The organism is Providencia alcalifaciens (genome assembly GCF_915403165.1).
GTDB lineage: Bacteria > Pseudomonadota > Gammaproteobacteria > Enterobacterales > Enterobacteriaceae > Providencia > Providencia alcalifaciens_C.
In genome coordinates, this window is the sequence record NZ_OU659204.1 from 922,141 (window position 1) to 946,259 (window position 24,119).

23 protein-coding genes and 1 tRNA gene are annotated in these 24,119 nt (G+C 42.6%); 13 read left to right on the forward strand and 11 right to left on the reverse strand.

Going from position 1 to position 24,119, the window contains the following annotated elements:
* Positions 1-15: 15 nt before the first annotated feature.
* The 4 genes from LDO73_RS04030 (at position 16) to LDO73_RS04045 (ending at position 4,033) form a co-directional block, all read left to right on the forward strand.
* Positions 16-1,380, forward strand: coding sequence for a PTS transporter subunit EIIC (locus LDO73_RS04030; RefSeq protein WP_224060306.1), 1,365 nt, complete (start codon positions 16-18; stop codon positions 1,378-1,380).
* A gap of 15 nt (positions 1,381-1,395) precedes the next feature.
* Positions 1,396-2,238 (forward strand): MurR/RpiR family transcriptional regulator, encoded by an 843-nt coding sequence (locus LDO73_RS04035; RefSeq protein ID WP_224060307.1) that lies wholly within the window; start codon positions 1,396-1,398, stop codon positions 2,236-2,238.
* A 6-nt stretch (positions 2,239-2,244) separates the two neighbouring features.
* The gene (locus tag LDO73_RS04040) at positions 2,245-3,027 is read left to right on the forward strand and encodes a sulfite exporter TauE/SafE family protein (protein ID WP_224060308.1); all 783 of its coding nucleotides are present in this window, start codon (positions 2,245-2,247) and stop codon (positions 3,025-3,027) included.
* Between the two features lie 457 nt (positions 3,028-3,484).
* On the forward strand, positions 3,485-4,033 hold the full coding sequence (locus LDO73_RS04045) for a hypothetical protein (protein ID WP_224060309.1): 549 nt from the start codon (positions 3,485-3,487) through the stop codon (positions 4,031-4,033).
* A gap of 184 nt (positions 4,034-4,217) precedes the next feature.
* Here the strand turns inward: LDO73_RS04045 and LDO73_RS04050 are convergent, their stop codons facing one another.
* From LDO73_RS04050 to fixA, 6 genes are all read right to left on the reverse strand, one after another.
* Positions 4,218-5,129, reverse strand: a complete 912-nt coding sequence (locus LDO73_RS04050; RefSeq protein WP_224060310.1) for a nucleoside hydrolase — start codon at positions 5,127-5,129, stop codon at positions 4,218-4,220.
* A 632-nt stretch (positions 5,130-5,761) separates the two neighbouring features.
* Complete coding sequence (locus tag LDO73_RS04055; protein ID WP_224060311.1) at positions 5,762-7,084, reverse strand: MFS transporter; 1,323 nt, start codon at positions 7,082-7,084, stop codon at positions 5,762-5,764.
* A 96-nt stretch (positions 7,085-7,180) separates the two neighbouring features.
* The gene (gene fixX / locus LDO73_RS04060) at positions 7,181-7,468 is read right to left on the reverse strand and encodes a ferredoxin-like protein FixX (RefSeq protein ID WP_154604519.1); all 288 of its coding nucleotides are present in this window, start codon (positions 7,466-7,468) and stop codon (positions 7,181-7,183) included.
* On the reverse strand, positions 7,465-8,751 hold the full coding sequence (fixC, locus tag LDO73_RS04065) for an FAD-dependent oxidoreductase FixC (protein ID WP_224060312.1): 1,287 nt from the start codon (positions 8,749-8,751) through the stop codon (positions 7,465-7,467). Before fixC ends, fixX begins: the two co-directional genes overlap by 4 nt.
* A 55-nt stretch (positions 8,752-8,806) precedes the next feature.
* Positions 8,807-9,748, reverse strand: coding sequence for an FAD-binding protein (locus LDO73_RS04070; RefSeq protein ID WP_224060313.1), 942 nt, complete (start codon positions 9,746-9,748; stop codon positions 8,807-8,809).
* A gap of 11 nt (positions 9,749-9,759) precedes the next feature.
* Complete coding sequence (gene fixA, locus LDO73_RS04075; RefSeq protein WP_224060314.1) at positions 9,760-10,533, reverse strand: putative electron transfer flavoprotein FixA; 774 nt, start codon at positions 10,531-10,533, stop codon at positions 9,760-9,762.
* A 527-nt stretch (positions 10,534-11,060) separates the two neighbouring features.
* Between fixA and caiT the strand changes: the two genes are divergently transcribed.
* From caiT to caiE, 6 genes are all read left to right on the forward strand, one after another.
* Positions 11,061-12,578, forward strand: a complete 1,518-nt coding sequence (gene caiT / locus LDO73_RS04080; RefSeq protein ID WP_224060315.1) for an L-carnitine/gamma-butyrobetaine antiporter — start codon at positions 11,061-11,063, stop codon at positions 12,576-12,578.
* Positions 12,579-12,643: 65 nt separating this feature from the next.
* Positions 12,644-13,786 carry a crotonobetainyl-CoA dehydrogenase gene (gene caiA / locus LDO73_RS04085; RefSeq protein WP_224060316.1) on the forward strand — a complete coding sequence of 381 codons (1,143 nt, stop codon included), beginning with the start codon at positions 12,644-12,646 and terminating at the stop codon, positions 13,784-13,786.
* Positions 13,787-13,856: 70 nt separating this feature from the next.
* Positions 13,857-15,077: an L-carnitine CoA-transferase gene (caiB, locus tag LDO73_RS04090; protein WP_154604522.1), complete on the forward strand. Its 1,221-nt coding sequence runs from the start codon at positions 13,857-13,859 to the stop codon at positions 15,075-15,077.
* A gap of 72 nt (positions 15,078-15,149) precedes the next feature.
* Positions 15,150-16,709 carry a crotonobetaine/carnitine-CoA ligase gene (gene caiC, locus LDO73_RS04095; protein WP_224060317.1) on the forward strand — a complete coding sequence of 520 codons (1,560 nt, stop codon included), beginning with the start codon at positions 15,150-15,152 and terminating at the stop codon, positions 16,707-16,709.
* 27 nt (positions 16,710-16,736) lie between these two features.
* Positions 16,737-17,522: a crotonobetainyl-CoA hydratase gene (caiD, locus tag LDO73_RS04100; RefSeq protein WP_224060318.1), complete on the forward strand. Its 786-nt coding sequence runs from the start codon at positions 16,737-16,739 to the stop codon at positions 17,520-17,522.
* 33 nt (positions 17,523-17,555) lie between these two features.
* Complete coding sequence (gene caiE, locus LDO73_RS04105; RefSeq protein ID WP_224060319.1) at positions 17,556-18,149, forward strand: carnitine operon protein CaiE; 594 nt, start codon at positions 17,556-17,558, stop codon at positions 18,147-18,149.
* 95 nt (positions 18,150-18,244) lie between these two features.
* On the opposite strand, the gene caiF is transcribed toward caiE, so the two are convergent.
* The 5 genes from caiF to mutY form a co-directional block, all read right to left on the reverse strand.
* Positions 18,245-18,637, reverse strand: coding sequence for a carnitine metabolism transcriptional regulator CaiF (gene caiF / locus LDO73_RS04110; RefSeq protein ID WP_224060320.1), 393 nt, complete (start codon positions 18,635-18,637; stop codon positions 18,245-18,247).
* 376 nt (positions 18,638-19,013) lie between these two features.
* Positions 19,014-19,089: transfer RNA gene (locus LDO73_RS04115), tRNA-Phe, on the reverse strand.
* A 190-nt stretch (positions 19,090-19,279) separates the two neighbouring features.
* A complete protein-coding gene (mltC, locus tag LDO73_RS04120; protein ID WP_224060322.1) occupies positions 19,280-20,353 on the reverse strand; it encodes a membrane-bound lytic murein transglycosylase MltC in 1,074 nt (357 codons plus the stop codon).
* 123 nt (positions 20,354-20,476) lie between these two features.
* Positions 20,477-20,746, reverse strand: a complete 270-nt coding sequence (locus LDO73_RS04125) for an oxidative damage protection protein (protein ID WP_006657365.1) — start codon at positions 20,744-20,746, stop codon at positions 20,477-20,479.
* Positions 20,743-21,810 carry an A/G-specific adenine glycosylase gene (gene mutY / locus LDO73_RS04130; protein ID WP_224060323.1) on the reverse strand — a complete coding sequence of 356 codons (1,068 nt, stop codon included), beginning with the start codon at positions 21,808-21,810 and terminating at the stop codon, positions 20,743-20,745. The genes LDO73_RS04125 and mutY overlap by 4 nt, the downstream gene beginning before the upstream one ends.
* Positions 21,811-22,047: 237 nt before the next feature.
* Between mutY and trmB the strand changes: the two genes are divergently transcribed.
* From trmB to glsB, 3 genes are all read left to right on the forward strand, one after another.
* A complete protein-coding gene (trmB, locus tag LDO73_RS04135; RefSeq protein WP_224060324.1) occupies positions 22,048-22,764 on the forward strand; it encodes a tRNA (guanosine(46)-N7)-methyltransferase TrmB in 717 nt (238 codons plus the stop codon).
* A 2-nt stretch (positions 22,765-22,766) separates the two neighbouring features.
* Positions 22,767-23,096, forward strand: a complete 330-nt coding sequence (locus LDO73_RS04140) for a YggL family protein (protein WP_036954142.1) — start codon at positions 22,767-22,769, stop codon at positions 23,094-23,096.
* Positions 23,097-23,174: 78 nt separating this feature from the next.
* On the forward strand, positions 23,175-24,101 hold the full coding sequence (gene glsB, locus LDO73_RS04145; RefSeq protein ID WP_224060325.1) for a glutaminase B: 927 nt from the start codon (positions 23,175-23,177) through the stop codon (positions 24,099-24,101).
* The last annotated feature ends 18 nt before the right edge of the window (positions 24,102-24,119 follow it).

Here is a 24,119-nt window from a genome sequence, read left to right on the forward strand (position 1 = left end):
CACCGGGGAAATCCTATGGCTAATAAGATAGAACATCTGGAAGTGCTCGCCAGAGAAATAGAAAAATACGCGGGCGGGTTTGAAAACGTGGGCACTTTAACTCACTGTATGACGCGTATCCGTCTGGTTTTAAAAGATAATAGTAAATTTGATGCGGATGCACTCAAACAAGTGGAAGGTGTGAAGGGCGTTGTCTTTAACGGTGAACAACAGCAAGTGATTGTGGGCATGGGGACGGCGGCAAAAGTCTTCTCTGTGATGAATAAAAGAATGCAAAACAGCGGCGTGGCGAGTGATGAAAGTACGCCATCAGCGCCGGAGAAAAAACCGTTCTCTATCCGCCGTATGCTCAATACATTAGCCGCAATTTTTGTCCCAACCATTCCTGCGTTAATTGGTTGTGGTCTGATTATGGGGCTGATTAATATTGTGCGTTTAGTGGCACCGGGAGTGGTTGAGCAGTTCCCGGAGCTGTTTAAATTATTAAAGTTGATTGGTAGCGCTGTGTTTACTTATTTATCCATTATGATTGGGGTAAATACCGCAAAAGAGTTAGGCGCATCCACTTCGATTGGTGCAGTAATGGCGGGGCTTTTAGCGATGCCGGGTTTAGCGGATATCACGCTATTTGGTGAAAAACTCCAACCAAATAGCGGCGGAATTTTCGCGGTGCTGATGGTGGTGGTGTTCTCCTCTAAATTTGAAGTGTGGTTTAGAGGCATTATCAAGGAGAGTTTGGATCTGATTGTGACGCCGTTTGTGACGATTTTAGTCTCTGCAATGGTGGCATTAGTCGTCTTCCAACCAGCGGGTCATTATCTGAACCAAGTGCTGGCGCAAGGGGTTTCTGTAGCGCTGCTGAGTAGTGGCGGCGGGGCAGTAGCAACGGGCGGTATCTTAGGCGGCAGCTTCTTGTTCTTATTACTGACTGGTTTGCACCAAGGTTTGATCCCAATTCATGCGGAAATCTTACAAACGTTTGGTTTGAACTATTTATTCCCTATCTTAGCCATGGGCGGCATGGGGCAAGTGGGTTCATGTTTCTGGGTGTTCCTGAAAACCAAAAACCAACGTTTAAAGAAAACCTTAGTGGGGGCATTACCCGTTGGCATCTTCGGCGTGGGTGAGCCATTACTGTTCGGGGTTTCCTTACCGCTGGGTAAACCGTTTATTGCAGGCTGCATCGGTGGTGCCGCAGGCGGTGCGCTGATGGCGTTCTTCCATGTGGGTATTATCATTCCATTTGGTACCGCGGGCTTATCCTTAATTCCGCTGGTGGGTGATGGGCAAATTCTGGATTTTCTGATTGCGGTAGCAGGCGCATGGATTGTCGGTTTCATTGCCAGTATGATAATAGGCTTCAACGATCCAGAAAAATAATAAGAAGGTATAGCCATGTCAGCACTGACAGTAAAATTGGAAAGCTTATTGACGAGAGGCAAAGGCACAGAGCAGCGTATTGCGAAGTTTTTGCTGGAATATCGCGATAGCCTTGTAGCAATGAATGCCGCTGAATTGGCTCGAGAAGCCGGTGTGAGCAGCGCATCCGTCATTCGTTTTGCAAGGCAAATGGGCTACCGTGGCTATCCTGAATTTAAAGTCGATTATTTATCTGACGAGAAGCAACACAAAGCGGAAAGTTTGTATGGCAATCTGAGCCGTAATGACGATACGGCTCAGATTATCGCTAAATCTGGGCAGTTATTTATTAGCGCCATTGAAAAATCCTTAGAACTGTTAGAGCCCGCCGCGGTTGATGCCGTCGCGCAAAAATTGGTTGAAGCCAAGCGCATTGTGCTATTTGGTATTGGCTCGTCAGCGATTGTGGCGAATGATATTTTCCATAAACTTATTCGCGTTAATAAATCGGCATTATTTAGCCCTGACTTACATGTGCAACTGAGCTATTCAGCAAATTTAGGTGAAGGGGATCTCGCCATCGCCGTGACGGCAAGGGGGAATACGCCAGAAGTTAACCGAATGCTGAAGTCAGCCCATGAAAATGGCTGCACGACGATTGCTTTAACGCGCTTTGGGCAAGATGACGCCGCGCGTCTCGCAGATTTAACACTGCCATATTACTATGATGAACAACACTCTCAGTTGGGGGTGATCACCCCTCAAGTGTTGCAGATGGTGATATTCGATACACTATTTTTCAAATATTTAACCCTTGCCAATGAAGATGCTGACATCGCATTGCAAAAAGGTCGACAAGCCGTTACTCCGGCAGGATAAACCACCATGATTGTCACAGAGTTAGCCATCGGCGCACTGATTGGCTTGATTATAAGCACAACCGGTGTGGGCGGTGGTGTGATTGTTTTACCCATATTGACCTACTTTTTTGGGCTTAATGCCTTAGCAGCAGTGGCAACTGCCAACTTTCTCTCTATGTTGATGAAGGTCTCTTCGTCATATATGCATTTTCGATTAGGCAATATTCCCTTAAAAGGGGCGATGATTGTCTTGGCGATTATGTTGCCAAGTACGTTTTTATCCAGCCTATTTGTGACGTGGCTAGGCAGCATTCCTGCTTATGAAAAGCAAGTGGAGTGGGGCATTAATGTTTTAGTCTCCGCTGCCATTATTTTTTCGTTGTATTTATTTATTCAACGGATGTTTTTTGCCAATCCGCGTAAAAAAGCTGCCGTGAAAGAAAACCAATTGAAAGCGATGGCGATCCCAGCGGTGTTGGCGGGGATTGTGTTAGGCGCAACAGGGGTTGGTGGCGGAGTCGTGGTTCTGCCAATGTTATTGCGTTATATGGATTTAAATATCAAGCAAGCCATTGGCACATCGATTGTGGTGACGACCGTATTATCAGGCTCTTCGGCGCTGGCTTATGCGCAAGATGGTTACACGGATTTAAAACTGGCATTAATTTTGTGTGCAGGGGCACTGTTAGTGATGCCGCTGGCAAAATATTTACTGGTGAAATTGTCTGAACGAACTTTCCAATATATTACGTTATTGCTGATTTTATGCAGCGCTGTCATGATGACTTGGAAAGTGATTATGCCTTAAAGGTGAAATGACTTTTTCTTGCTCGGCTACTTTATTTCATTTGTCTGAGGTTGATAGTTTAAATATAGCTATATTTAAACTATCAATATTAGTTTCCATTCAATCCCCATCTAAAAAAGAAAATCAATTTCTAATGGAATTATAAATATAATTGATTTTTTTGTTTTCTAAATTGAAAAATATTATCATTAATAAAATGTTGGACTATAATAAATTTTTATTAATTGAAAATGAATCTATTTTTGATTTTCATTGTTAAATTTTAAAATATGGCGCTATCTTTTTTGTATAGGTAATAATTGATGTTGTTTTTTTTGCTTTAAACAATTGATATTGAAGTGGATGCTCTTATAAAGATACGGTTTGTAATTAATTTTAAATTGCGATTTATATTTTGGAAAACACATTATTTGTTTTTCAAGAGTATTGAATAGCATCAATCCCAAATGATTATATTATGAAATATCAGTTAACACATACGTATAGCCAATCAAAGCAGTTTTATGGTGTTGAAACAAACTTAAGCCTAGAGCAATTTCAACAAGCTTGTGCTTATATTCAGTTAATTAGAGATAAACTACCTAGTTTCTCATCTTCAGATGATTGTCTCGTTGAGTGTGAAACTCTGTTTCTTCTTCAGATGTTTTATGGTTTTATGCCATTATATGAAAATAGTGAAGTGGATGCGATTGTTGATGTTCATCATAACTGGGAATGTTATGTAATTGGTGGAAACTTGGCGTTAATAAATCAATATGCGATATGTAATGCAAGCATTATTATGCTGGAATTTCTTCGCTATAAATTACAGACAAAACTCAATACGTATTTTAATGAGAAAATAAAGGTTGATTTAGCTCGGCTAGATTCCTTATTAAGTGGCCATTTTTTAAAAAAAGAATGGGCACTGAGAGATGTTTATGGAAATGATCTTACGGGTGTTCAATTTTTAAGAAGTGATAAAGTTGAATTAATATCTAAAGAGTCTGTAGAAGCTGAAATGTAGCCAGGTGAATTTTTTAGTTTGCAAAAAGCAATAAATCGTCACTAGATGAAGTGACCCCCAATAGTTGAATAACTAATTGATGGGGGCTTTTTATGTCAAAATAGAATCGTGATGTAAAAATTATCATTGCAATAGATGCTTATCAGGGATTCTGAGTATTTACCCTGTTGAGGTAAGCTTTATCTCAAAGAGTTAAAATACGCTCTGCAATTAAAGACATCAATTTCGATGTATTGACATCAGTAATGATTTTACAATTCATCGTTTCCGAATCGTAATGGGTGGAATTGGATGTGGTAGCAAAACTATGGCCAAATAATCTCTTGGATTCATATTCAATAGTAATTGAACCATCAACACCTGAAAAAATTTCAGGTTGAATGAGGTAGGCAATAACGCAGGGATCATGAAGAAAAGGATCAAATTCGGCATATCTTCGGCACATTTCTGCCACATTCTGGGCAATAACACCACCTTTTTCCAAAGCAGTGCACAAACCCGCTCTTATATCAGCTTTACTTGTTACATCCAAACCAAGCATAGTAATATGCCGCGCACTATCAAAAACAATATGAGCAGCATGGGGGTCTACATAAAAATTAAACTCAGCGGCTGGCGTTATATTTCCCTGCGTAAATGCAGCTCCCCCCATGACGACAATATCTTTTACATTATCAATTAATTTTGGTTCTTTAATGATAGCTATTGCAATATTAGTGAGAGAGGCTATTGCGCATAATGTTATTTCACCAGGATTTGACATTACAGAATCAATAATAAAGTCTACCGCGTGGCCAGAATCATTGTGGTATTCAGGTTCAGGTAGGAGAACTCCAGCTAGCCCATCAGAACCATGAACACTAGTTTTATTTCCAGTTTTGGTCATCAATGGACGATCACTGCCTTTAGCTAGAGGAATATCTAGCCTATTCGCTAATGTAAGTAATTTTTTTGCATTACTGTGAACCTTTTCTAACTCTACGTTCCCAGCGACTGTCGTTATCCCGATTATTTCTATTTCTGGTGACGCTATAGCGAGAAAAATAGCCACTGCATCATCAACTCCAGGATCACAATCTATTATTATTTTATGCATTTTTGCTCCTTTATTTATATTTTATTAATTAGAAAATCGAAAGTATTAATAATTAAATCTAAAGTTTATATGTAAATAATCTAGTTTTAGAGCATATGAAAGCTAAAGATAGAAGAATTGTAAGAATCAAAATAGAGAAAATATATTATTGACATTGTCAAAAAATATCTTTCTTATGAAATTTTTTTGGTTAAAATTGCGATTTTAATAAGTTATATAGGTTATCAAAAACTGAATTTTAAAATTAACTGTTATTGCATAAGTAATTGAATGAATAATTAAAACTTAGAACTGTGGAAATACAATAATCTAAAGCACGCTGCTTTGTTGAGCATTTTTTAAAAGATAACACTAGAAATGTGAATTTCATCGCATTTATAAACTATTTATCAGGTGTAATTGTTTTTTTATGAAAAAAGGAAAACTTAAATCAAGAGAAATTAAACAGTACTATATTTTGTTTTTATTAGAAGTTTTAATTAATCAGTTGGGTATTTTTATTAAAAATAGAGGTGCGTTGCATATTTACCAATTTTTTACAAAGAATACTCTTTTTACATTCACGTTCGTTCGTAGAAGAATAAATAGCATGTCTTTTTCTGATTAATTGGTCGTAATAACCCACAAAAAGGTTATTTTCTTTTCATTATGCTCATCTTGGATGTTTGCGCTAAGGTTAACCCTTTGGTTTCTGGCGCAAACAGGATGGAAACCACTAAGCCTACTAATGAAACGCCTGCCCCCATGAGTACCACATGGCTAATGCCATATTCGTGAATAAAGACGGGCAGTGCCCACGTTGAAAAAATAGTTCCGATGCGGCTTATGGACATAATCACGCCAACAGCGGAAGCGCGAATATCGGTTGGAAAAAGTTCGTTCGGATATAACCATTGTAAAATTCCAGGGCCGCCAGAAAAGAAAGCGTAAATACCGAACATAATGATCACCAAGCAGATCCCCAGATTGGAGAATAAACCGAGGATTGTCAGTGCACAGGTCATAATCGCAAAGCTGCCTATCAGTAATGGTCTTCTGCCCATTTTATTGAGCCAGTACATTGCTGGTACGCAACCTAGCATAAAGAATAAGCTAATGACGACATTGCCGAGTGCGGCATTTTTCCCTTGATCCCAACCCAGTTCCCCGACAATTTGTGGGCCAAATGTGTAAATGGCAAACATGGGGATCACTTGGCAAGTCCAAATCGTCGCTGTGAATAAGACAAAGGAGAAGTGTCGTTTGGTAAAAATATCGATAAAGCGAGTTTTCTTTTGTTCTTCTGCCTCAAATACCACGGGTTGACCAAATAATTTAGTCATCATCTTTTGGCACTCTTGATGTCGGCCTTTGCGGATCAGCCAGAGTGGCGACTCAGGTAAATCAAAGCGACCGATTAAAATTACGATGCAGGGGATAGCGGCACTACCGAGCATCCAGCGCCAGCCATCTTCAACATCGTATAAAACATAGCCCACAAGGTTGGCGCAAGTGGCACCGACGTACCACATAGCCGCAATAAACCCGACAGCAAAAGCGCGCTGTTTAGTATTGGAGAATTCGGTGATCATCGACGTGGCTATCGGGTAGTCAGCCCCGATGACAATGCCAATTAAAAAGCGCATTAGTAGAAGTTGTAAAGGCGTTGAAACAAACATCGTGGCGACTGAGATTGCACCAATGGCCACAATATCAATCAAGAACATTTTACGGCGACCTACTTGGTCGCAGATATAGCCAAATAAAGAGGTACCGATAAACAGCCCTGCTAACGTGGCTGCACCGAGTAAACCAATCCACTCATTACTTAAATTAAGCACAGGAGTGAGCTGCTCTAAGGCAACGCCAATGAGGACTAATACGTAACCGTCAAGAAAAGGCCCACCGCTGCCCCACAACATAATGCGGCGGTGGACTGAGGAAAACTGGATGTCATCAAAGCTTTTAGGTTGCATAGTCGTTACCTGCATTAGCGCAATAAAATAAAAAAAGCTCTCGAAGCAATATAACTTTATGGGATAACTTCGCTTCGAGAGTAAGCGCTAGCTATATCAGCCGTATCGAAACTCAATACCAAAGGTACCGCGTGGATATTCCCATTTTTCCAGTGCGCTACCGAGACCAAGAATGCGGCATGTTCCACATTCAAGACAGCCGGCATAATCAAAACGCACCGAGCCATCATCTTGTTTTTTATACAAACCTGCTGGGCAGGCTTTGGTTAATATTTCGAGTACCGCCATATCAGGTTGCTCTTTGATAACGATATGGGGGATCTCTTCATCGACATTAAATTTGTTAATACCGAGTTTGACATCAACGTTTACGGGAGCACTCATATCGCTCTCACTCCTTTAATTCCGTCTTTAATTAAATTCATAAAGCCGACTTTTTTCGCATGTTGCAGCATGGTTTTGCGCAGAGGCACAGGGGCTTCATCTGAAATGGTGAACAGTTTTTTGGCAATACCGAGCGCCATCTCTGGGTATGCGGTAAACATGCGCGGGTTATCTAAGAATTCAGGCATTTTTTGGTAGGCTTTCATATCGCGCAGTGGGCCTTTTTCCAGCAAGGAGAGGTATTCACTTAGGCCTTGCTTGCTAAAGTCCTCTTTTTTCATTGCGCTGAGTACGGCTTGAGCGGCGGCCTCACCCGAGGCAACGGCTAAATCCATACCGCGGATGGTAAAGCCTAAGTTCATGCACATACCTGCGGCATCACCAGCAACCAGCACGCCATCTCGAACCAGTTCAGATTGCATTTTTAAACCGGCCTCAGGCACCACATGGGCGGCGTACTCAATCATTTTTCCGCCTTCAATTAATGGCGCAACAGAAGGGTGCTGTTTGAAATCTTCGAGCATTTGTGGAACGGATTTTTTGGCGTCTTTGATGTGGTGCAGACCACACACGAGCCCTAACGAAATTGTATCTTCGTTGGTGTAAAGAAAACCACCACCCATCAAACCATCGGTGGGCGAGCCTGCAAATAACCACGCAACACCTTCGTTACCTTGAAGGTTAAAGCGGTTTTGTAAAACGTCTTTTGGCAGCTCAATCAGTTCTTTGACGCCAACAGCGACGTGCTCGGCATTAACGCGTTTTGTCATGCCCAATTGTTCTGCTAGAAGGGAATTTACGCCGTCGGCGAGGATCACCACTTTGGCTTCGAGTACATCTCCGTCAGCTTCGACACCAATGACTTTGCCATCACGTTCAACCAGCTTATCAACGCGGATCCCTGTGATGCATTGTGCGCCTGCATTTTCAGCTTGCTCAGCTAACCATGGGTCCAGTTTTCCACGCAGGATGGACCATGAGGTTTCTTCGGGTTTCTGTGGGTCACCATTTTGGTAATCCACCGTCATTGCACCAGTTTCGGTCATAAAAGAGAGCTTTTCGTGGGTGATCATGCGCTCAATAGGTGCTTCTTTGGTAAACCCAGGAATGATCCGCTCTAAACTGTGAGCATACATTCGCCCACCTGTTACGTTCTTGCCGCCCGCATAGTTTCCTCTTTCAATTAGGAGAACTTGAGCACCTTCACGGGCAAGTACCAGTGCAGCAACTGAGCCAGCCAGACCAGCTCCTACTATGATTGCATCAAAAATATCATCGGACATAGTGTCTCCAAACTTAATACAGTAGTGAGGGAGTTTCCCCCACTACTTAGGATGTTTATTTGGCCAGTTGCTGAGTCAGTGCTGGAAGAATTTTAAAGAGATCCCCAACAATTCCGTAGTCTGCAAATTGGAAGATAGGGGCATTTTTGTCTTTGTTGATGGCAACAATCGTTTGAGCACCATTAGCGCCAACCATGTGTTGGATCTGCCCTGAAATACCGACTGCAAGATACAGTTCAGGTTTGATCATCAGGTTGGAAATACCTACATAGCGTTCATGCTCCATCCATTTTTCGTTTTCAGCCACAGGGCGGGAACACGCAATTTCAGCACCAATGGAATCCGCTAATGCTTTAGCAATGGCAATGTTTTCTTGGCTACCGATGCCTCGACCCACACTGACCACAAGGCGTGCTTTGTCTAACTCAACAGAGTTACCCGCTTTTTGCTGAACCGAGGTACGTACAACAGGCTGTTTGGGTTCGATCCATTGTGCAACTTGGGCTGTTCCGCTAAGTGATGCATTACTTGATGCGGCATCAAAAGTCCCAGTCGCCACTGTGGCGATGGAAAATGAGCTGCTTAATGTTTCACTGCCGAACGCCAAGCCGCCATAGACCATGTGTTTGATAACCGGTTTGTTATCTTCAATGACGACAGTGGCTGCATCATTCGAGACTGCGGCTTGTAGTCTTGCGCCTAAACGTGCCGCCAATAGTTTTCCACGACGTGTATTTGGCAGTAATAGCAGTCCAGTATCACCATGTTGCTTGATCACATCGACGATGGTATCTGCATAATCTTCGATAATGCGGTCATCAGGTTTGCCAGATAATTGAATAACTTGGTTCGCACCGAGCTGAAAAGCTTGCGTGGTTTGCGCGTCATCCAATGCGATAACATTGACATGTTCACCAAGAGTCTGTGCGCCGCCGATCAGTTCAGGTAAGCGAGAAGTCATGTCACTCAGTACCCAAACGGTTGATAATTTGCTCATAACTCCCCCTATTATTTAATGATTTTTCTTAAGTGTTCAGCGAACTGTGCAACTTGGTCATCGCCATCGCCTTCAATAATGATGCGCTGACGAACTTTTTGTTTTGGTGCAGCAATCGATTGAGCCGATAACGCCGCCACATCACCAAGACCAATATCAGCAGCCGTCCATGCTTGAACTGGTTTTTTCGCAGCACCTAAAATGGCTTTCATCGATGGAATAACAGGGACGTTAATGTCTGAAGTCACCGCAATAACGGCAGGCAGTGGAATGGATAACGTTTCGATTTCGTTTTCAAGTTCACGTTCAACAACAATGGTATCTGGCGCAATAGAGAGGATTTTTTTGACCCCATTAATGGCAGGAACTTGTAGCTCCTCTCCCATTAAAATGCTGACTTGCTGGGCGTTGAGGTCGGCTGAGCCATCACCGCATAGAATCAAATCAAAACCCACTTTTTTGGCTGCAGCACTAAGCGCAATAGCACTTTGATGCGGCAGGGCATATTCAAATTGGTCTTCAACTATCACGACTAATTCATCGGGACCACGGGATAAAACGTCTTTACGACCTTTTATATTGGTCAGCGCTTTGCCACCAATACTTAACGCAATAATTTTACTTTCAGGTTGCTGCGCTTTTATTTGATTCGCAGCTTCAATGGCATTTAAATCATATTGACTAATTTTAGTGTCGGCGCGAGAAAAATCTAAAGAACCCTCTGAGCTATTAACAACAATATCTTGTTCATCAGGAACAGATTTGTAGCATGTAATAATATTCATTACATCTCCTAGAATAAAATAAATGGAACAGTTGCGGTTTAATATTTATATGAGTATCACGAAATTTATATTTAAAAATAAAACCTATATCACCAATATTGAAAGCCTTAAATTAAAGCGTGTTTAAATATTCATACTGTTACATTACTCACCAATACTGTAAAAATCATCAAGTTAGCAAGCTAATGTTCAATATTGCTATCTTAATCACCAATACTGAATGAGTTTAATAACATTAAGCTAACATTATATTTCACTGCTTTGTTTTTATTGGTTTATTTTTTGATTTTTAAAGTGAAAGTTAATAACAAATTTTTATCACGAATAATATTGTGACCTTAATAACAGAATTGTTATTGGTGAGCCGACATGATTCAAATAGTAAATAAATTAATTAATCTTTAATTGGTTATTGATAATAAGTAATTGGGCATATTTAAGAGGCATTTATTTGGCGGTCATTAAATGAATGTTAAATATTTATTGTTTTAAAACTTATGTATTAAATAATAAATTGGAATAGACCTATGAGCAAAGAAAATAAAAAGGTCGGAATAGAACCGAAAGTTTTTTTCCCGCCGTTAATTATTGTTGGGTTACTGTGCTGGCTAACAGTACGTGACCTTGATGCATCAAACGAAGTGATTAACCAAGTCTTTAGCTATGTCACCAATGTCTGGGGATGGGCATTTGAATGGTATATGGTCATTATGTTTGGTGGTTGGTTTTGGTTAGTTTTCGGACCTTATGCGAAGAAACGTTTAGGGGATGAAAAGCCAGAATTTAGCCGAGCGGGCTGGATTTTTATGATGTTCGCATCTTGCACTTCAGCCGCGGTGTTGTTCTGGGGATCGATTGAAATTTATTACTATATTTCATCACCGCCGTTTGATTTTGCGCCATATTCTAATGAAGCCAAAAGTATCGGGTTAGCTTACAGCTTGTTCCATTGGGGGCCGCTGCCGTGGGCAACTTACAGCTTCCTCTCTGTCGCTTTCGCTTACTTTTTCTTTGTTCGTAAAATGGATGTGATCCGCCCAAGTAGTACGCTGGCTCCGCTGGTGGGTGAGAAGCGTGCCAATGGCTGGTTTGGTACCATTATCGACAACTTCTATTTGGTTGCATTGATCTTAGCGATGGGAACCAGTTTGGGTCTGGCAACACCGCTGGTGACTGAATGTATTCAATATCTGTTCGGTATTCCACATACCTTGCAGCTCGATGCGATCATTATCTTCTGCTGGATCATCCTCAATGCAGTGTGTGTGGCATTTGGTCTGCAAAAAGGGGTGAAAGTCGCGAGTGATGTACGCAGCTATTTAAGTTTCTTAATACTTGGATGGGTGCTTATTGTCAGTGGCGCGAGCTTTATCGCTAACTATTTTACAGATTCTGTCGGCGTATTATTAATGTATATGCCACGCATGCTGTTCTATACCGATGCAGTTGGCAAAAGTGGATTCCCTCAAGGTTGGACCGTGTTCTACTGGGCTTGGTGGGTTATCTACGCGATTCAAATGTGTATTTTCCTCGCACGCATTTCTAAAGGACGTACTGTTCGTGAATTGTGTTTAGGTATGGTTGCAGGCTTAACCGCAGGTACCACCTTAATTTGGACAATTCTCGGCAGTAACACGCTCCAACTCATTGATAAAAACGTCATTAACATTCCTAAGTTGATTGAAGAGTTCGGTGTTGCACGAGCCATCATTGAAACTTGGGCCGCTTTACCTTTGAGCACTGTAACAATTTGGGGCTTCTTCATCCTCTGCTTTATCGCCACAGTCACACTGATTAACGCCTGTTCATACACTCTCGCTATGTCGACTTGTCGCGCAGTGAAAGATGGAGAGGAGCCACCGTTATTAGTGCGTATTGGTTGGTCCGTTCTTGTTGGCGTGATTGGCATTGTCTTACTGGCATTAGGCGGATTGAAACCAATTCAAACGGCGATTATTGCCGGAGGATGCCCACTTTTTTTCGTGAACATCATGGTAACGCTCTCCTTTATTAAAGATGCAAGAGTGCATTGGAAAAACGATTAATTTTACTCAGAAAAAATTTTATTTAGAAACAATATTTCAGAAACAACATTGAAGAGGTTATTGATATGGATTTTAGATTGAATGATGAGCAGGAACTGTTTGTCGCAGGGATCCGTGAACTCATGGCAAGTGAGAACTGGGAAAGCTATTTCGCTGAATGTGACCGCGAAAGCAAATACCCAGAGCGTTTTGTAAAAGCCTTAGCGGATATGGAAATTGATAACCTGCTGATCCCTGAAGAGCACGGTGGCTTAAATGCGGGTTTTATTACGGTTGCTGCTGTGTGGATGGAACTAGGTCGCCTTGGTGCTCCTACTTATGTTCTGTACCAATTACCGGGTGGTTTTAATACGGTTTTGCGTGAAGGAACTCAAGAGCAAATCGACAAAATAATGGCGTTCCGCGGTACAGGTAAGCAGATGTGGAACTCCGCTATTACTGAACCGGGCGCGGGTTCTGACGTTGGTAGCTTACAAACCACATATGCTCGCCGGAATGGAAAAGTGTACTTAAACGGTAGCAAATGCTTTATCACCAGTAGTGCGTACACCCCATACATCGTGGTGATGAGCCGCGATGCGGATTCACCGGATAAACCTGTTTTCACCGAGTGGTTCTTAGACATGAGCAAGCCGGGTATCAAGGTGAACAAACTTGAAAAACTGGGTCTGCGCATGGATAGCTGCTGTGAAATTACGTTCGACAACGTGGAACTTGATGAAAAAGACATGTTTGGTCGTGAAGGCAACGGCTTTAACCGTGTGAAAGAAGAGTTTGACCATGAGCGTTTCTTAGTGGCATTGACCAACTACGGTACAGCAATGTGTGCCTTTGAAGATGCGGCACGTTATGCCAACCAACGTGTTCAATTTGGTGAAGCCATCGGTCGTTATCAATTAATTCAAGAAAAATTTGCACATATGGCGATCAAGCTCAATTCGATGCGCAACATGTTATATGAAACTGCATGGAAGAGTGACAACGGTTTAATCACCTCTGGTGATGCGGCAATGTGTAAATACTTCTGTGCAAACGCAGCATTTGCAGTTGTGGATTCAGCAATGCAAGTCCTTGGTGGTGTAGGTATTGCAGGTGAACACCGTATCGCACGTTTCTGGCGCGACCTGCGTGTGGATCGTATATCGGGCGGTTCAGATGAAATGCAAATACTGACATTAGGTCGTAGCGTACTGAAACAGTACCGCTAATCGAGGTTTGTCGTTGGTTGATCTCCTGAGACTTTTGGGAGATCACTTTAGTTTCACAGGAGATGAGAAAATGGCAGAGCATTTACCAATGCCCGAGTTTGGCCCGCTATCTGGGGTTAGGGTGGTATTTTCAGGGATTGAAATTGCAGGCCCATTTGCCGGACAAATGTTCGCTGAATGGGGCGCAGAGGTTATTTGGATCGAAAACGTCGCATGGGCTGATACTATTCGCGTTCAACCTAATTACCCGCAACTATCTCGCCGCAATCTACGGGCGCTATCGCTGAACATCTTTAAAGATGAAGGCCGAGAAGCGTTCCTTAAACTGATGGAAACGACGGATATTTTTATCGAAGCCAGTAAAGGTCCAGCTTTTGCGCGCAGAGGGATCACCGATGAATTATTGTGGGAGCATAACCCGAAATTAGTGATAGCCCACTTATCAGGTTTCGGGCAATACGGCGACCCGCAGTACACCAACCTTGCGGCGTATAACACCATTGCGCAAGCATTCAGCGGTTATTTAATTCAAAACGGTGATAAAGACCAGCCAATGCCGGCATTCCCGTATACCGCAGACTATTTTTCTGGCATGACCGCCACCACCTCCGCTTTAGCGGCACTGTATAAAGTCCAAAAAACAGGTAAAGGCGAAAGTATTGATATTGCCATGTACGAAGTGATGTTGCGTATGGGGCAATATTTCATGATGGACTACTTTAACGGTGGCGAAATTTGTCCACGAATGACGAAAGGGAAAGACCCATATTATGCCGGTTGTGGTCTCTATAGCTGTAAAGACGGTTATATCGTCATGGAGATTGTCGGTATTACTCAGATCCAAGAAATCTTCAAAGATATTGGTCTTGCTCACTTATTGGGTACACCGGAAATTCCTGAAGGTACGCAGCTTATTCACCGGGTTGAGTGCCCGTATGGCCCACTTGTTGAAGAAAAATTAGATGAGTGGCTAGGTGCGCGTGACATTGATGTCGTTTTAGCGCGTTTAGCGGAGCTGAATATTGCCAGTGCCAAGGTGCTTACCATTCCAGAATTAGAGACCAATCCACAATATATTGCCCGCGAATCCATCACCAGTTGGCAAACCATGGACGGGCGTACCTGTCGTGGTCCAAACGTGATGCCAAAATTTAAAAACAATCCGGGGCAAATCTGGCGCGGTATGCCATCTCATGGCATGGATACGTCGGATATTCTGCAAAATATTGGTTACAACGAAAATGATATTAGGGGGCTGGTCGAGAAAGGGCTGGCTAAAATTGTTGAGTAATTCAATGGCTATTCAGTTCAATCATTCCTGTTGGGCTGAATAGACATTAGGGAAATGATGGGATAACAATTAATGGATGTAATCGGTAAACAAAATTTGCGTCAAATGTGGGATGATTTTGCGAAAACTCACGGTAATAAAAAGGCGCTTATCTTTGAATCCTGTGATGGCGATGTGCGTGAATTCAGCTATTTAGAAATGAATCAGCAGATTAACCGCACTGCCAACCTCTTTTTAAGTTATGGCATCCAAAAAGGGGATAAAGTTGCGTTACATTTAGATAATTGCCCAGAGTTTTTCTTTTGCTGGTTTGGTCTTGCCAAAATTGGGGCGATCATGGTGCCGGTCAACGCGCGATTTAAGTACGAAGAGAGCGCGTGGATCATCCAAAACTGTCAACCTCGGCTGGTTGTCACTCGCCCCCATTTTGCCGACATTTACCAAACTCTTGTCGATGACAAAGCAACAGCGCTCGAACATATCTTCTTAATTTCAGACACTCAATTACCAATACAGCAAGGTATGACTGACTTTTCCGTTGAGTTGGGACAACAATCGATAGTGTTGTCCCAACAAGTTGAACTCAGCGTGGATGATACCGCCGAAATTCTGTTCACCTCAGGGACGACATCTAAACCAAAAGGGGTCATTATCACCCACTATAATCTGCGCTTTGCAGGTTATTACTCCTCTTGGCAATGCGCATTACGCTCTGAGGATGTCTATTTAACGGTAATGCCCGCTTTTCATATCGATTGTCAATGCACAGCGGCTATGGCGACATTCTCCGTCGGGGCAACCTTTGTTCTTCTTGAAAAATACAGTGCTCGGCGTTTTTGGCAACAGATTGTGAAGTATCGTGCGACGGTAGCGGAGCTGATCCCAATGATGATCCGTACCTTACTGAGTCAACCGGTTGCTGACAATGAGCAAGCGCACTGTTTACGGGAAGTGATGTTCTATCTCAATTTAAGCGATAAAGAAAAACAGCAGTTTATGGAACGCTTTGCAGTGACTCAATTTCTCACTTCGTATGGCATGACTGAAACTATTGTTGGGCTGATCGGTGATAGACCAGGGGACGAACGACGCTGGCCCTCCATTGGACGCCCTGGATTTGGGTATCAAGCTCAAATTCGAGATAAACATAATCAATCGTTAAAAACAGGGGAAATCGGCGAGCTATGTGTAAAAGGCGAGCGGGGTAAAACTGTATTTAAAGCCTATTACAACAATCCTGAAGCCACAGAGAAAACCTTTGATAGTGAAGGGTGGATGCACACTGGCGATTTTGCTTATCAAGATGAAGATGGATTTTTCTACTTTGTTGATCGTAGTAGCAATATGGTCAAACGAGGTGGAGAAAACGTCTCTTGCAGCGAAATTGAGAACATCATTGCATCCCATCCTGTTATTGCGGATGTCGCGGTTATCGGTGTAATAGATGCTATTCGTGATGAGGCTATTAAAGCGTTTATTGTGCTGGAGGAGGGGGCTACGCTAACTCAAGAAGAGTTTTTTGCTTTTTGCGAAACAAAAATGGCGAAGTTCAAAGTGCCCTCATTGGTGGAAGTCCGTCAGGGATTACCGCGTAATTGCTCTGGTAAGGTGCTGAAAAAACATTTGAAATAATCGAATATCAACCTAAAGGTTTAAACTATGAGCGAATCATTAAAAATTACCCGTCATGGTGCCGTGCTAGAAATTGTACTCGATAGACCTAAAGCTAACGCCATTGATGCAAAAACCAGTTTTAAAATGGGGGAAGTTTTTCTTAATTTCCGTGATGACCCAACGCTGCGAGTGGCTATTATTACGGGGGCTGGAGAACGTTTCTTCTCTGCAGGATGGGATTTAAAATCTGCGGCGGAAGGGGAAGCCCCTGATGCTGATTTTGGTCCGGGTGGTTTTGCGGGATTAACTGAGATTTTCAACTTAAATAAACCCGTGATTGCGGCAGTAAACGGTTATGCGTTTGGCGGTGGTTTTGAGTTGGCGCTGGCGGCAGATATGATTATCTGCTCTGAGAATGCCAGTTTCGCGTTACCTGAAGCGCAGTTAGGTATTGTGCCCGATAGCGGTGGTGTTTTGCGCTTACCAAAAATTCTGCCTGCGCCTATCGTCAATGAAATGGTGATGACAGGGCGCAGAATGGATGCTCAAGAGGCGCTGCGCTGGGGTATTGCGAATGAAGTGGTACCTATCGAGAATTTAATGGATAAAGCTAGAGAGCTGGCTGAAAAAATCACACAAAGCGCACCGCTAGCGGTTGCTGCCCTGAAAGAAATATTCCGTGCAACTGGAGAATTAACGGTGGAAGAGGGCTATAAATTGATGCGCAGTGGCGTGCTAGAAAACTACCCTGCTGTATTGCACTCTGAAGATGCAACGGAAGGCCCTTTAGCATTCTCAGAGAAGCGTGAGCCAAACTGGAAAGGACGCTAATCCTACGAGTGATTGGATGACTGCGAGGTTATTATGAGTTTTTACAGCTTTGAAGGGGTGACGCCCGTGGTGCATCCAACGGCCTACGTTCACCCTTCCGCCGTAGTGATTGGCGATGTCATTATTGGTGCCAATGTGTTTGTTGGTCCAAATGCCTCACTGCGGGGGGATTACGGGCGTCTAATTATCGAAAAAGGGGCGAATATTCAAGACGGTTGTATCGTGCATGGCTACAGTGATGTTGAGACTATTGTGCGTGAATCTGGGCATATTGGTCATGGCTCAATTTTACATGGCTGTATTATTGGGCGTGATGCACTGGTCGGTATGAATAGTGTGGTGATGGATGGTGCCGTCATCGGTGACGAGAGCATTATTGGTGCGATGAGTTTTGTTAAGGAGGGTTTCCAAGGTGAGCCAAGACAAATGTTGATTGGTGCACCTGCGCGTTTTTTTCGCCATGTGAGTGATGAAGAGCTTCATTGGAAACAGCTAAATACCAAAGAGTATCAAGATTTAGCGGGACGTTACCTTCAAAGTTTAGAAGAAGCCATACCGCTAACTGAGATAGAGCCGAATCGGCCTCGGTTGCAGGGAACCACGGATGTAAAACCGAAAGGCCAATGATGCCGATGTGCAAAAATCGTCAATAATACTTTGTCAGTAACCTTAACGCAGGCTTTAAGCCTGCGTTTTTTGTTATGGCGTAGATGAAGATAATATTAACGACGCTGGGCTTTAGATAGCATCCATTGCCATTTTTGCTCACGATTAAGTTCTGTTGGCGGGACGAGATTGTTTTTCACTGGCGACTCAATCGTTATCTTCTCGGAAGTGTAATTTTTTAGGCGAGAATAAAGCTGACTGTCAATTTTAGTCACTTTAATCAATCGTTGGCATTGGCAGCCTCGTCCCGATAGTTTATTCGGGATCATTTTGACTTCACACTGTATTTCTGCCACATCCGAAAGAATATAAGAGACAATATTCACCGCATTGGTATGCGGAATTTCAAAGTTATTCGAGATTTCTCTGGCGGTGATCCAGCGACCCTGTTTCATTACCCAGTTTGCAATGGATAAATACATCGGGCTTTTCACTGATTCTTTACACATAAGCGCTCCTTCAGCTCATTGCTTAAAAGTGATTAAGGCAATAAGAAACTATACGCCAATCTTGTTGTTATGATGTTTTGTATATTTATTAGACTATAAATAGCCATGATTAATGATTAAAAGTTGGTTAAAAACGTTGAGAGAAGATTAACTCTAGGTTGTTTTTTTGTTGTTTACCAATAGGTTACAAAACAACTTTTATCATATAGTTATTTATACGCTATAAAATCAACGCAAATGTGGAGCTAAATCAAATAAGATCTGAATTTATGAAATTTAGATTAAGTTAAGATGGTTGGTAAGTAGATTCTGGTTGAATAGGTTTAGAAAGGCCAGAAATGCAAAAACCCGCCACTAGGGCGGGTTCTTTAAATAGTGGTGCCCGGACTCGGAATCGAACCAAGGACACGGGGATTTTCAATCCCCTGCTCTACCGACTGAGCTATCCGGGCAACGGAGCGTATTAAACCTGATTTAAGAGGGTGAGTCAAGGCGGTTTCTAAAAACTTTTGATTGAATGCGTTTTTTTTCAGCGTTTCAATTAATTTTTAAGCAAATCAATGCAAAAACTCACAAAAAGTGAAAAAAATGCCAGTAACTGTGATGGTTTACTGGCATTTTTATCGCTATTTTAAGGTGTCATTAGCGTAGATATTTTTTCTGCGCCTTATTCACTTTAATAAGATAGTTACGAGATTCCGCCGCAGGGTGCTTGGTAGAAAGCGTTTCGTAAACTTCCCCCGGTTCGAGGTTGTTAATACGCTGAGCCGCTTGTTTTTTATCATTGTGGAATACGCGTAGCACGCTGCCTGCGCCGCCGTTATAAGCCGTAATAACCGCATAGCGACGTGAAGTTGGGTTACTGATATCCCCCAAATAACTATTTTGTAAGATAGCTAAGTATGCCGTCCCCGTATCAATGTTTTGCTCAGGGTCAAACAGATAACTGCGGCTTGGTACCCCAGATTTACCTTGAGAGCGGAAGACATCTTTACCGGCCGTGTTTGGCATAATTTGCATCAAGCCTAGCGCATCAGAACGGCTAACCGCGTATGGGTTGAAGCTCGATTCAATCTGCATAATTGCCAGAATCAATGATTCATCCACACCGTATTTCGCGGAAGACTTCTTAATATATGGTAGATATTTATGAGCGCGTTTATCTAAGTGGTTTGGTACCAATTGCATGGTGATCGACCAAACAATATTCATACCAGACTGTCTGCGCTGCATTTTATTGCTGATCAGATAATCTGCAAATTTAGTGGCTCGCCACTCCCAGCGAATCGGTTCGCCCGTATTATCCATCACCTGACCAAACAGGAATGGCTCTTTGCTGTAGGGAATGTCGTTAATATCAGAATAGAGGTCGATGGAATTCGGATCATCGCCCATCAATAAAGTGGTGACAATGGCTTTTTTCAGGTGTTCTGACGGCTCAACAGCGGAGATGGTCTCAACCGTGATAGTCCCTGCATCAAAGTTAATGTGGCTACGGGTACGATACTCATCGGTATATTTCACATAATCTTTTGGCCCTGCAATGAGGACTTCTTTGATCCCCCATATATTTTCGATGTTATGAGCAAACTGCCCCATCAAAATATCAAAGCCATTGGTATCTTTGACGTAGTCGGGATTAAAGTCAGATTTCTGATTACTGGAGCAAGAAACAATCAGGGGAATCAACAATGTGAGTGCAAATAATTTTTTCATACGATCCACAGTATTAATGCAAGCTAGATACTTATTTGGTCGTTTACTCTAAAACATTCAAGTTGCAGGAGGTTAGCAAACCGAGCCATGCAACTTGAGGTTTGATAGGTATAGACCTAAAAACTACTTTTCTGGGGTATAGCCATCAATTTGAATATCGTGACCTTCAAATAAGAATTTCACCATTTCTTGTTCCAGCATTTTGCGATCGTCTGGGTTCATGGTGTTTAACTTCTTTTCATTGATCAGCATGGTCTGTTTTGTCATCCATTGACTCCATGCTTCTTTCGAAATCTCATTAAAAATACGCTTTCCTAATTCGCCTGGGTAAAGTTGGAAATCTTGCCCATCAGCATCACGTTGTAAGAAAGTGCAAAAAATGGTTCTACTCATTTATTTTTTCCTCGAATATCAGGTAGTAAGGCAAGTTGTTTTAGTAAACTTTCAACCGGAGTTGCGAGCCCAACGGTTGCGCCTAGGTGTAAGTTATACCAGAGTCCGTTGCCTTCATCCATGGCAGAGTTAAATGCCTGAATATTAACTTTTACAGGGATAATATCTAAATGGAAATGGCTAAATGTGTGGCGAAAAGCAATTAATTGTTCTGGCGTGTCATGTTGCAGACCAGAATCAGCCAGCCACTGAGCCAGTTGCTCATGGCTTTCAAATTGTGGGAATGCGAATAAACCACCCCAAATACCGGATGGGGGGCGCTGCTCTAGCCAAACATTATCTTGATGCTGAAGGATCAAAAACCATGCACTTTTTTCTGGAATTTTTTGCTTAGGTTTTTTCCCTGGATATTCTTGCCAAGCGTGATTAGCGTAAGCAATACAGCCGGTATTGAGTGGGCATAGTTCACATTTTGGTTTACTGCGAGTACACACCATAGCACCAAGATCCATCATGGCTTGGTTAAAATATTCAACCTCCACTTTTGGGGTGACGTTGGTGCTGATTTCCCACAGGCGATTTTCTACCTCTTTCTTTCCCGGCCAACCCGCGACAGCATAGCAGCGAGCAAGCACGCGTTTTACGTTACCGTCCAAAATTGGGTAATGTTGCTTTTGAGAAAGAGAGAGAATGGCACCTGCTGTTGAACGACCCACTCCTGGAAGCGCATTCACTTCCTCAAAGGTGGTAGGAAATTCACCATTATATTGGGTGGCAATCACTTGCGCGGCTTTATGTAAATTGCGCGCTCGTGCGTAATAGCCGAGCCCTGTCCATAAATGCAGAACTTCATCAAGGGGCGCATTCGCCAGCGCGGTCACATCGGCAAAGCGTTGGGTGAATTTTTCAAAATAGGGGATGACTGTGCTGACTTGGGTCTGCTGCAACATGACTTCAGAGAGCCAAACATGATAGGAGGATTTTTCCTGCTGCCATGGCAAGGTTTTACGACCGTATTTGTGATACCACTTGAGCACTGCACTTGAGAATTGTTGAGCTTCCATTATTTATAATATTTTTATCGCGATTTCAGTCATGGAGAGGATTGCAACATAGACGGTGATAGCTGTAAACCGCTTCTTGTGTAAAGTTATCCAATTATCAACTGCAAGATCCTTGAAGTTTTGCTAAACTCCCTTTCCCACCATACTTAGATATTAATTAATTAGGTATGTTTGGTTTTTTTTATACTCTTGTTGGCACATTATCTAACTGGACAACGAATTTTTTAGAACTTTATTATGATCAATAACGTTATCTCCCCCGAATATAATGAAGAAGGGCGGGTTATGCGCCGTGTCCGTAGTTTTGTCCGCCGTCAAGGGCGTCTGACAAAACGTCAGGAAGAGGCATTAGAAAGCGAATGGGCAGAAATGGGGATCGATTTTGTTAACGAACCCTTTGATTTCGCAAAACTATTTAATAATTCAAATCCAGTCACTCTGGAAATTGGATTTGGAATGGGCACCTCATTAGTGACGATGGCAGCACAAAACCCAGATCAAAACTTTCTGGGGATTGAAGTGCATGCACCGGGCGTTGGGGCTTGTTTGGCATCAGCAAAAGAAGAGAACATCACCAACCTACGCGTGATGTGCCACGATGCCATTGAAGTTTTAGACTTCATGATCCCGAGCGGCAGCTTAGCAATGGTTCAGTTATTCTTCCCTGATCCTTGGCATAAAGCGAAACACAATAAACGTCGTATTGTGCAGGTGCCTTTTGCAGAAAAAATTCGCAGTAAATTAATTGATGGTGGTGTATTCCACATGGCGACAGATTGGGAACCTTATGCAGAACATATGCTTGAGGTAATGACCAGCGTGGCTGGGTATGAAAACGTATCCACGTCAGGGGACTACGTTCCTCGTCCAGAATCAAGACCAGAAACAAAGTTTGAAAAGCGCGGCCAGCGGTTAGGGCACGGTGTATGGGATTTAATGTTTAAGAGGGTTTAATCATGGCTAAACAACAACGTAGTCGCCGTTTACGTAAAAAAATGCGTTTGGACGAGTTCCAAGAATTAGGTTTCATTGTTAAGTGGAACTTTAAAGAAGGCACGCCAATCGAAGAAGTGGACAGCGTCGTTGACCAACTGATTGCTGAAGCTATCGAGCCAAACGGTCTGGCATTTGAAGCTAGCGGCTACATGAACTGGGAAGGGATTGTTTGCCTGCAGAAAATTGGTAAATGTACCGAAGAACACCGTCAAATCGTTGAAAACTGGCTAAAATCAAAAGGGATGAACGACGTTGTTGTTTCTGAACTGTTTGATGTTTGGTGGGAATAATAACTAGTTTGATTATTAATAAAGGCATCCAATTGGATGCCTTTGTTTTCTAAAGTAATCCATTCTGGAGCAAAACACTTGAGCACCCAGTTTTCTGACCAATTACTGCATGATATTTTGGAGCAAGTCCGCCCCCTGATAGGTCAAGGGAAGGTGGCAGACTACATACCGGCGCTTGGCGGTATTTCTTCACATCATTTGGGGATAGCGGTTCATACCGCTGAGGACGATATTTTCACTGCTGGAGATGCAAGAAAACGTTTCTCAGTTCAATCCATTTCTAAGGTTCTGAGCTTAACCTTGGCAATGACGCGCTACGAAGAGCAAGAAATTTGGAGTCGTGTTGGTAAAGAGCCATCAGGACTGCCGTTCAACTCATTGATTCAGATAGAAATGGAGAAGGGCATTCCTCGCAACCCCTTTATCAATGCCGGCGCGATAGTGATTGCCGACATGCTGCAATCTCGTTTGAGTGCACCAAAACAGCGGATGCTGGAGTTTGTCCGAAAACTCGCTTGCGAACCCGACATTAGCTACGATATAAATGTCGCTCGCTCAGAAATGGAACATGCTAGCCGTAATGCGGCTATCGCGTATTTAATGAAATCTTTTGGCAATTTTGATAATGATGTTTTAACGGTTTTAGAAACTTATTTTCATTATTGTTCTCTAAGTATGAATTGTGTCGAACTGGCTAGGTGTTTTACCTATTTAATGAATCAAGGTGAGTCGCCTTGTTCGATAGACCCAATTATCACGCCGCTACAATCTCGACAAATCAATGCGTTAATGATGACTTGTGGTATGTACGATGGTTCCGGTGAATTTGCGTTTCGTATTGGAATGCCCGGTAAATCAGGCGTCGGTGGCGGTATTGTGTGTGTGGTTCCTAACCAATTTACGGTGGCAGTATGGTCACCGGAATTAGATTCAGCCGGAAACTCTTTGGTTGGTTGCGCCGCCTTGGAGCTTTTATCGAAACGAATTGGACGTTCTGTTTTCTAATTACCTCTCAACAAATAT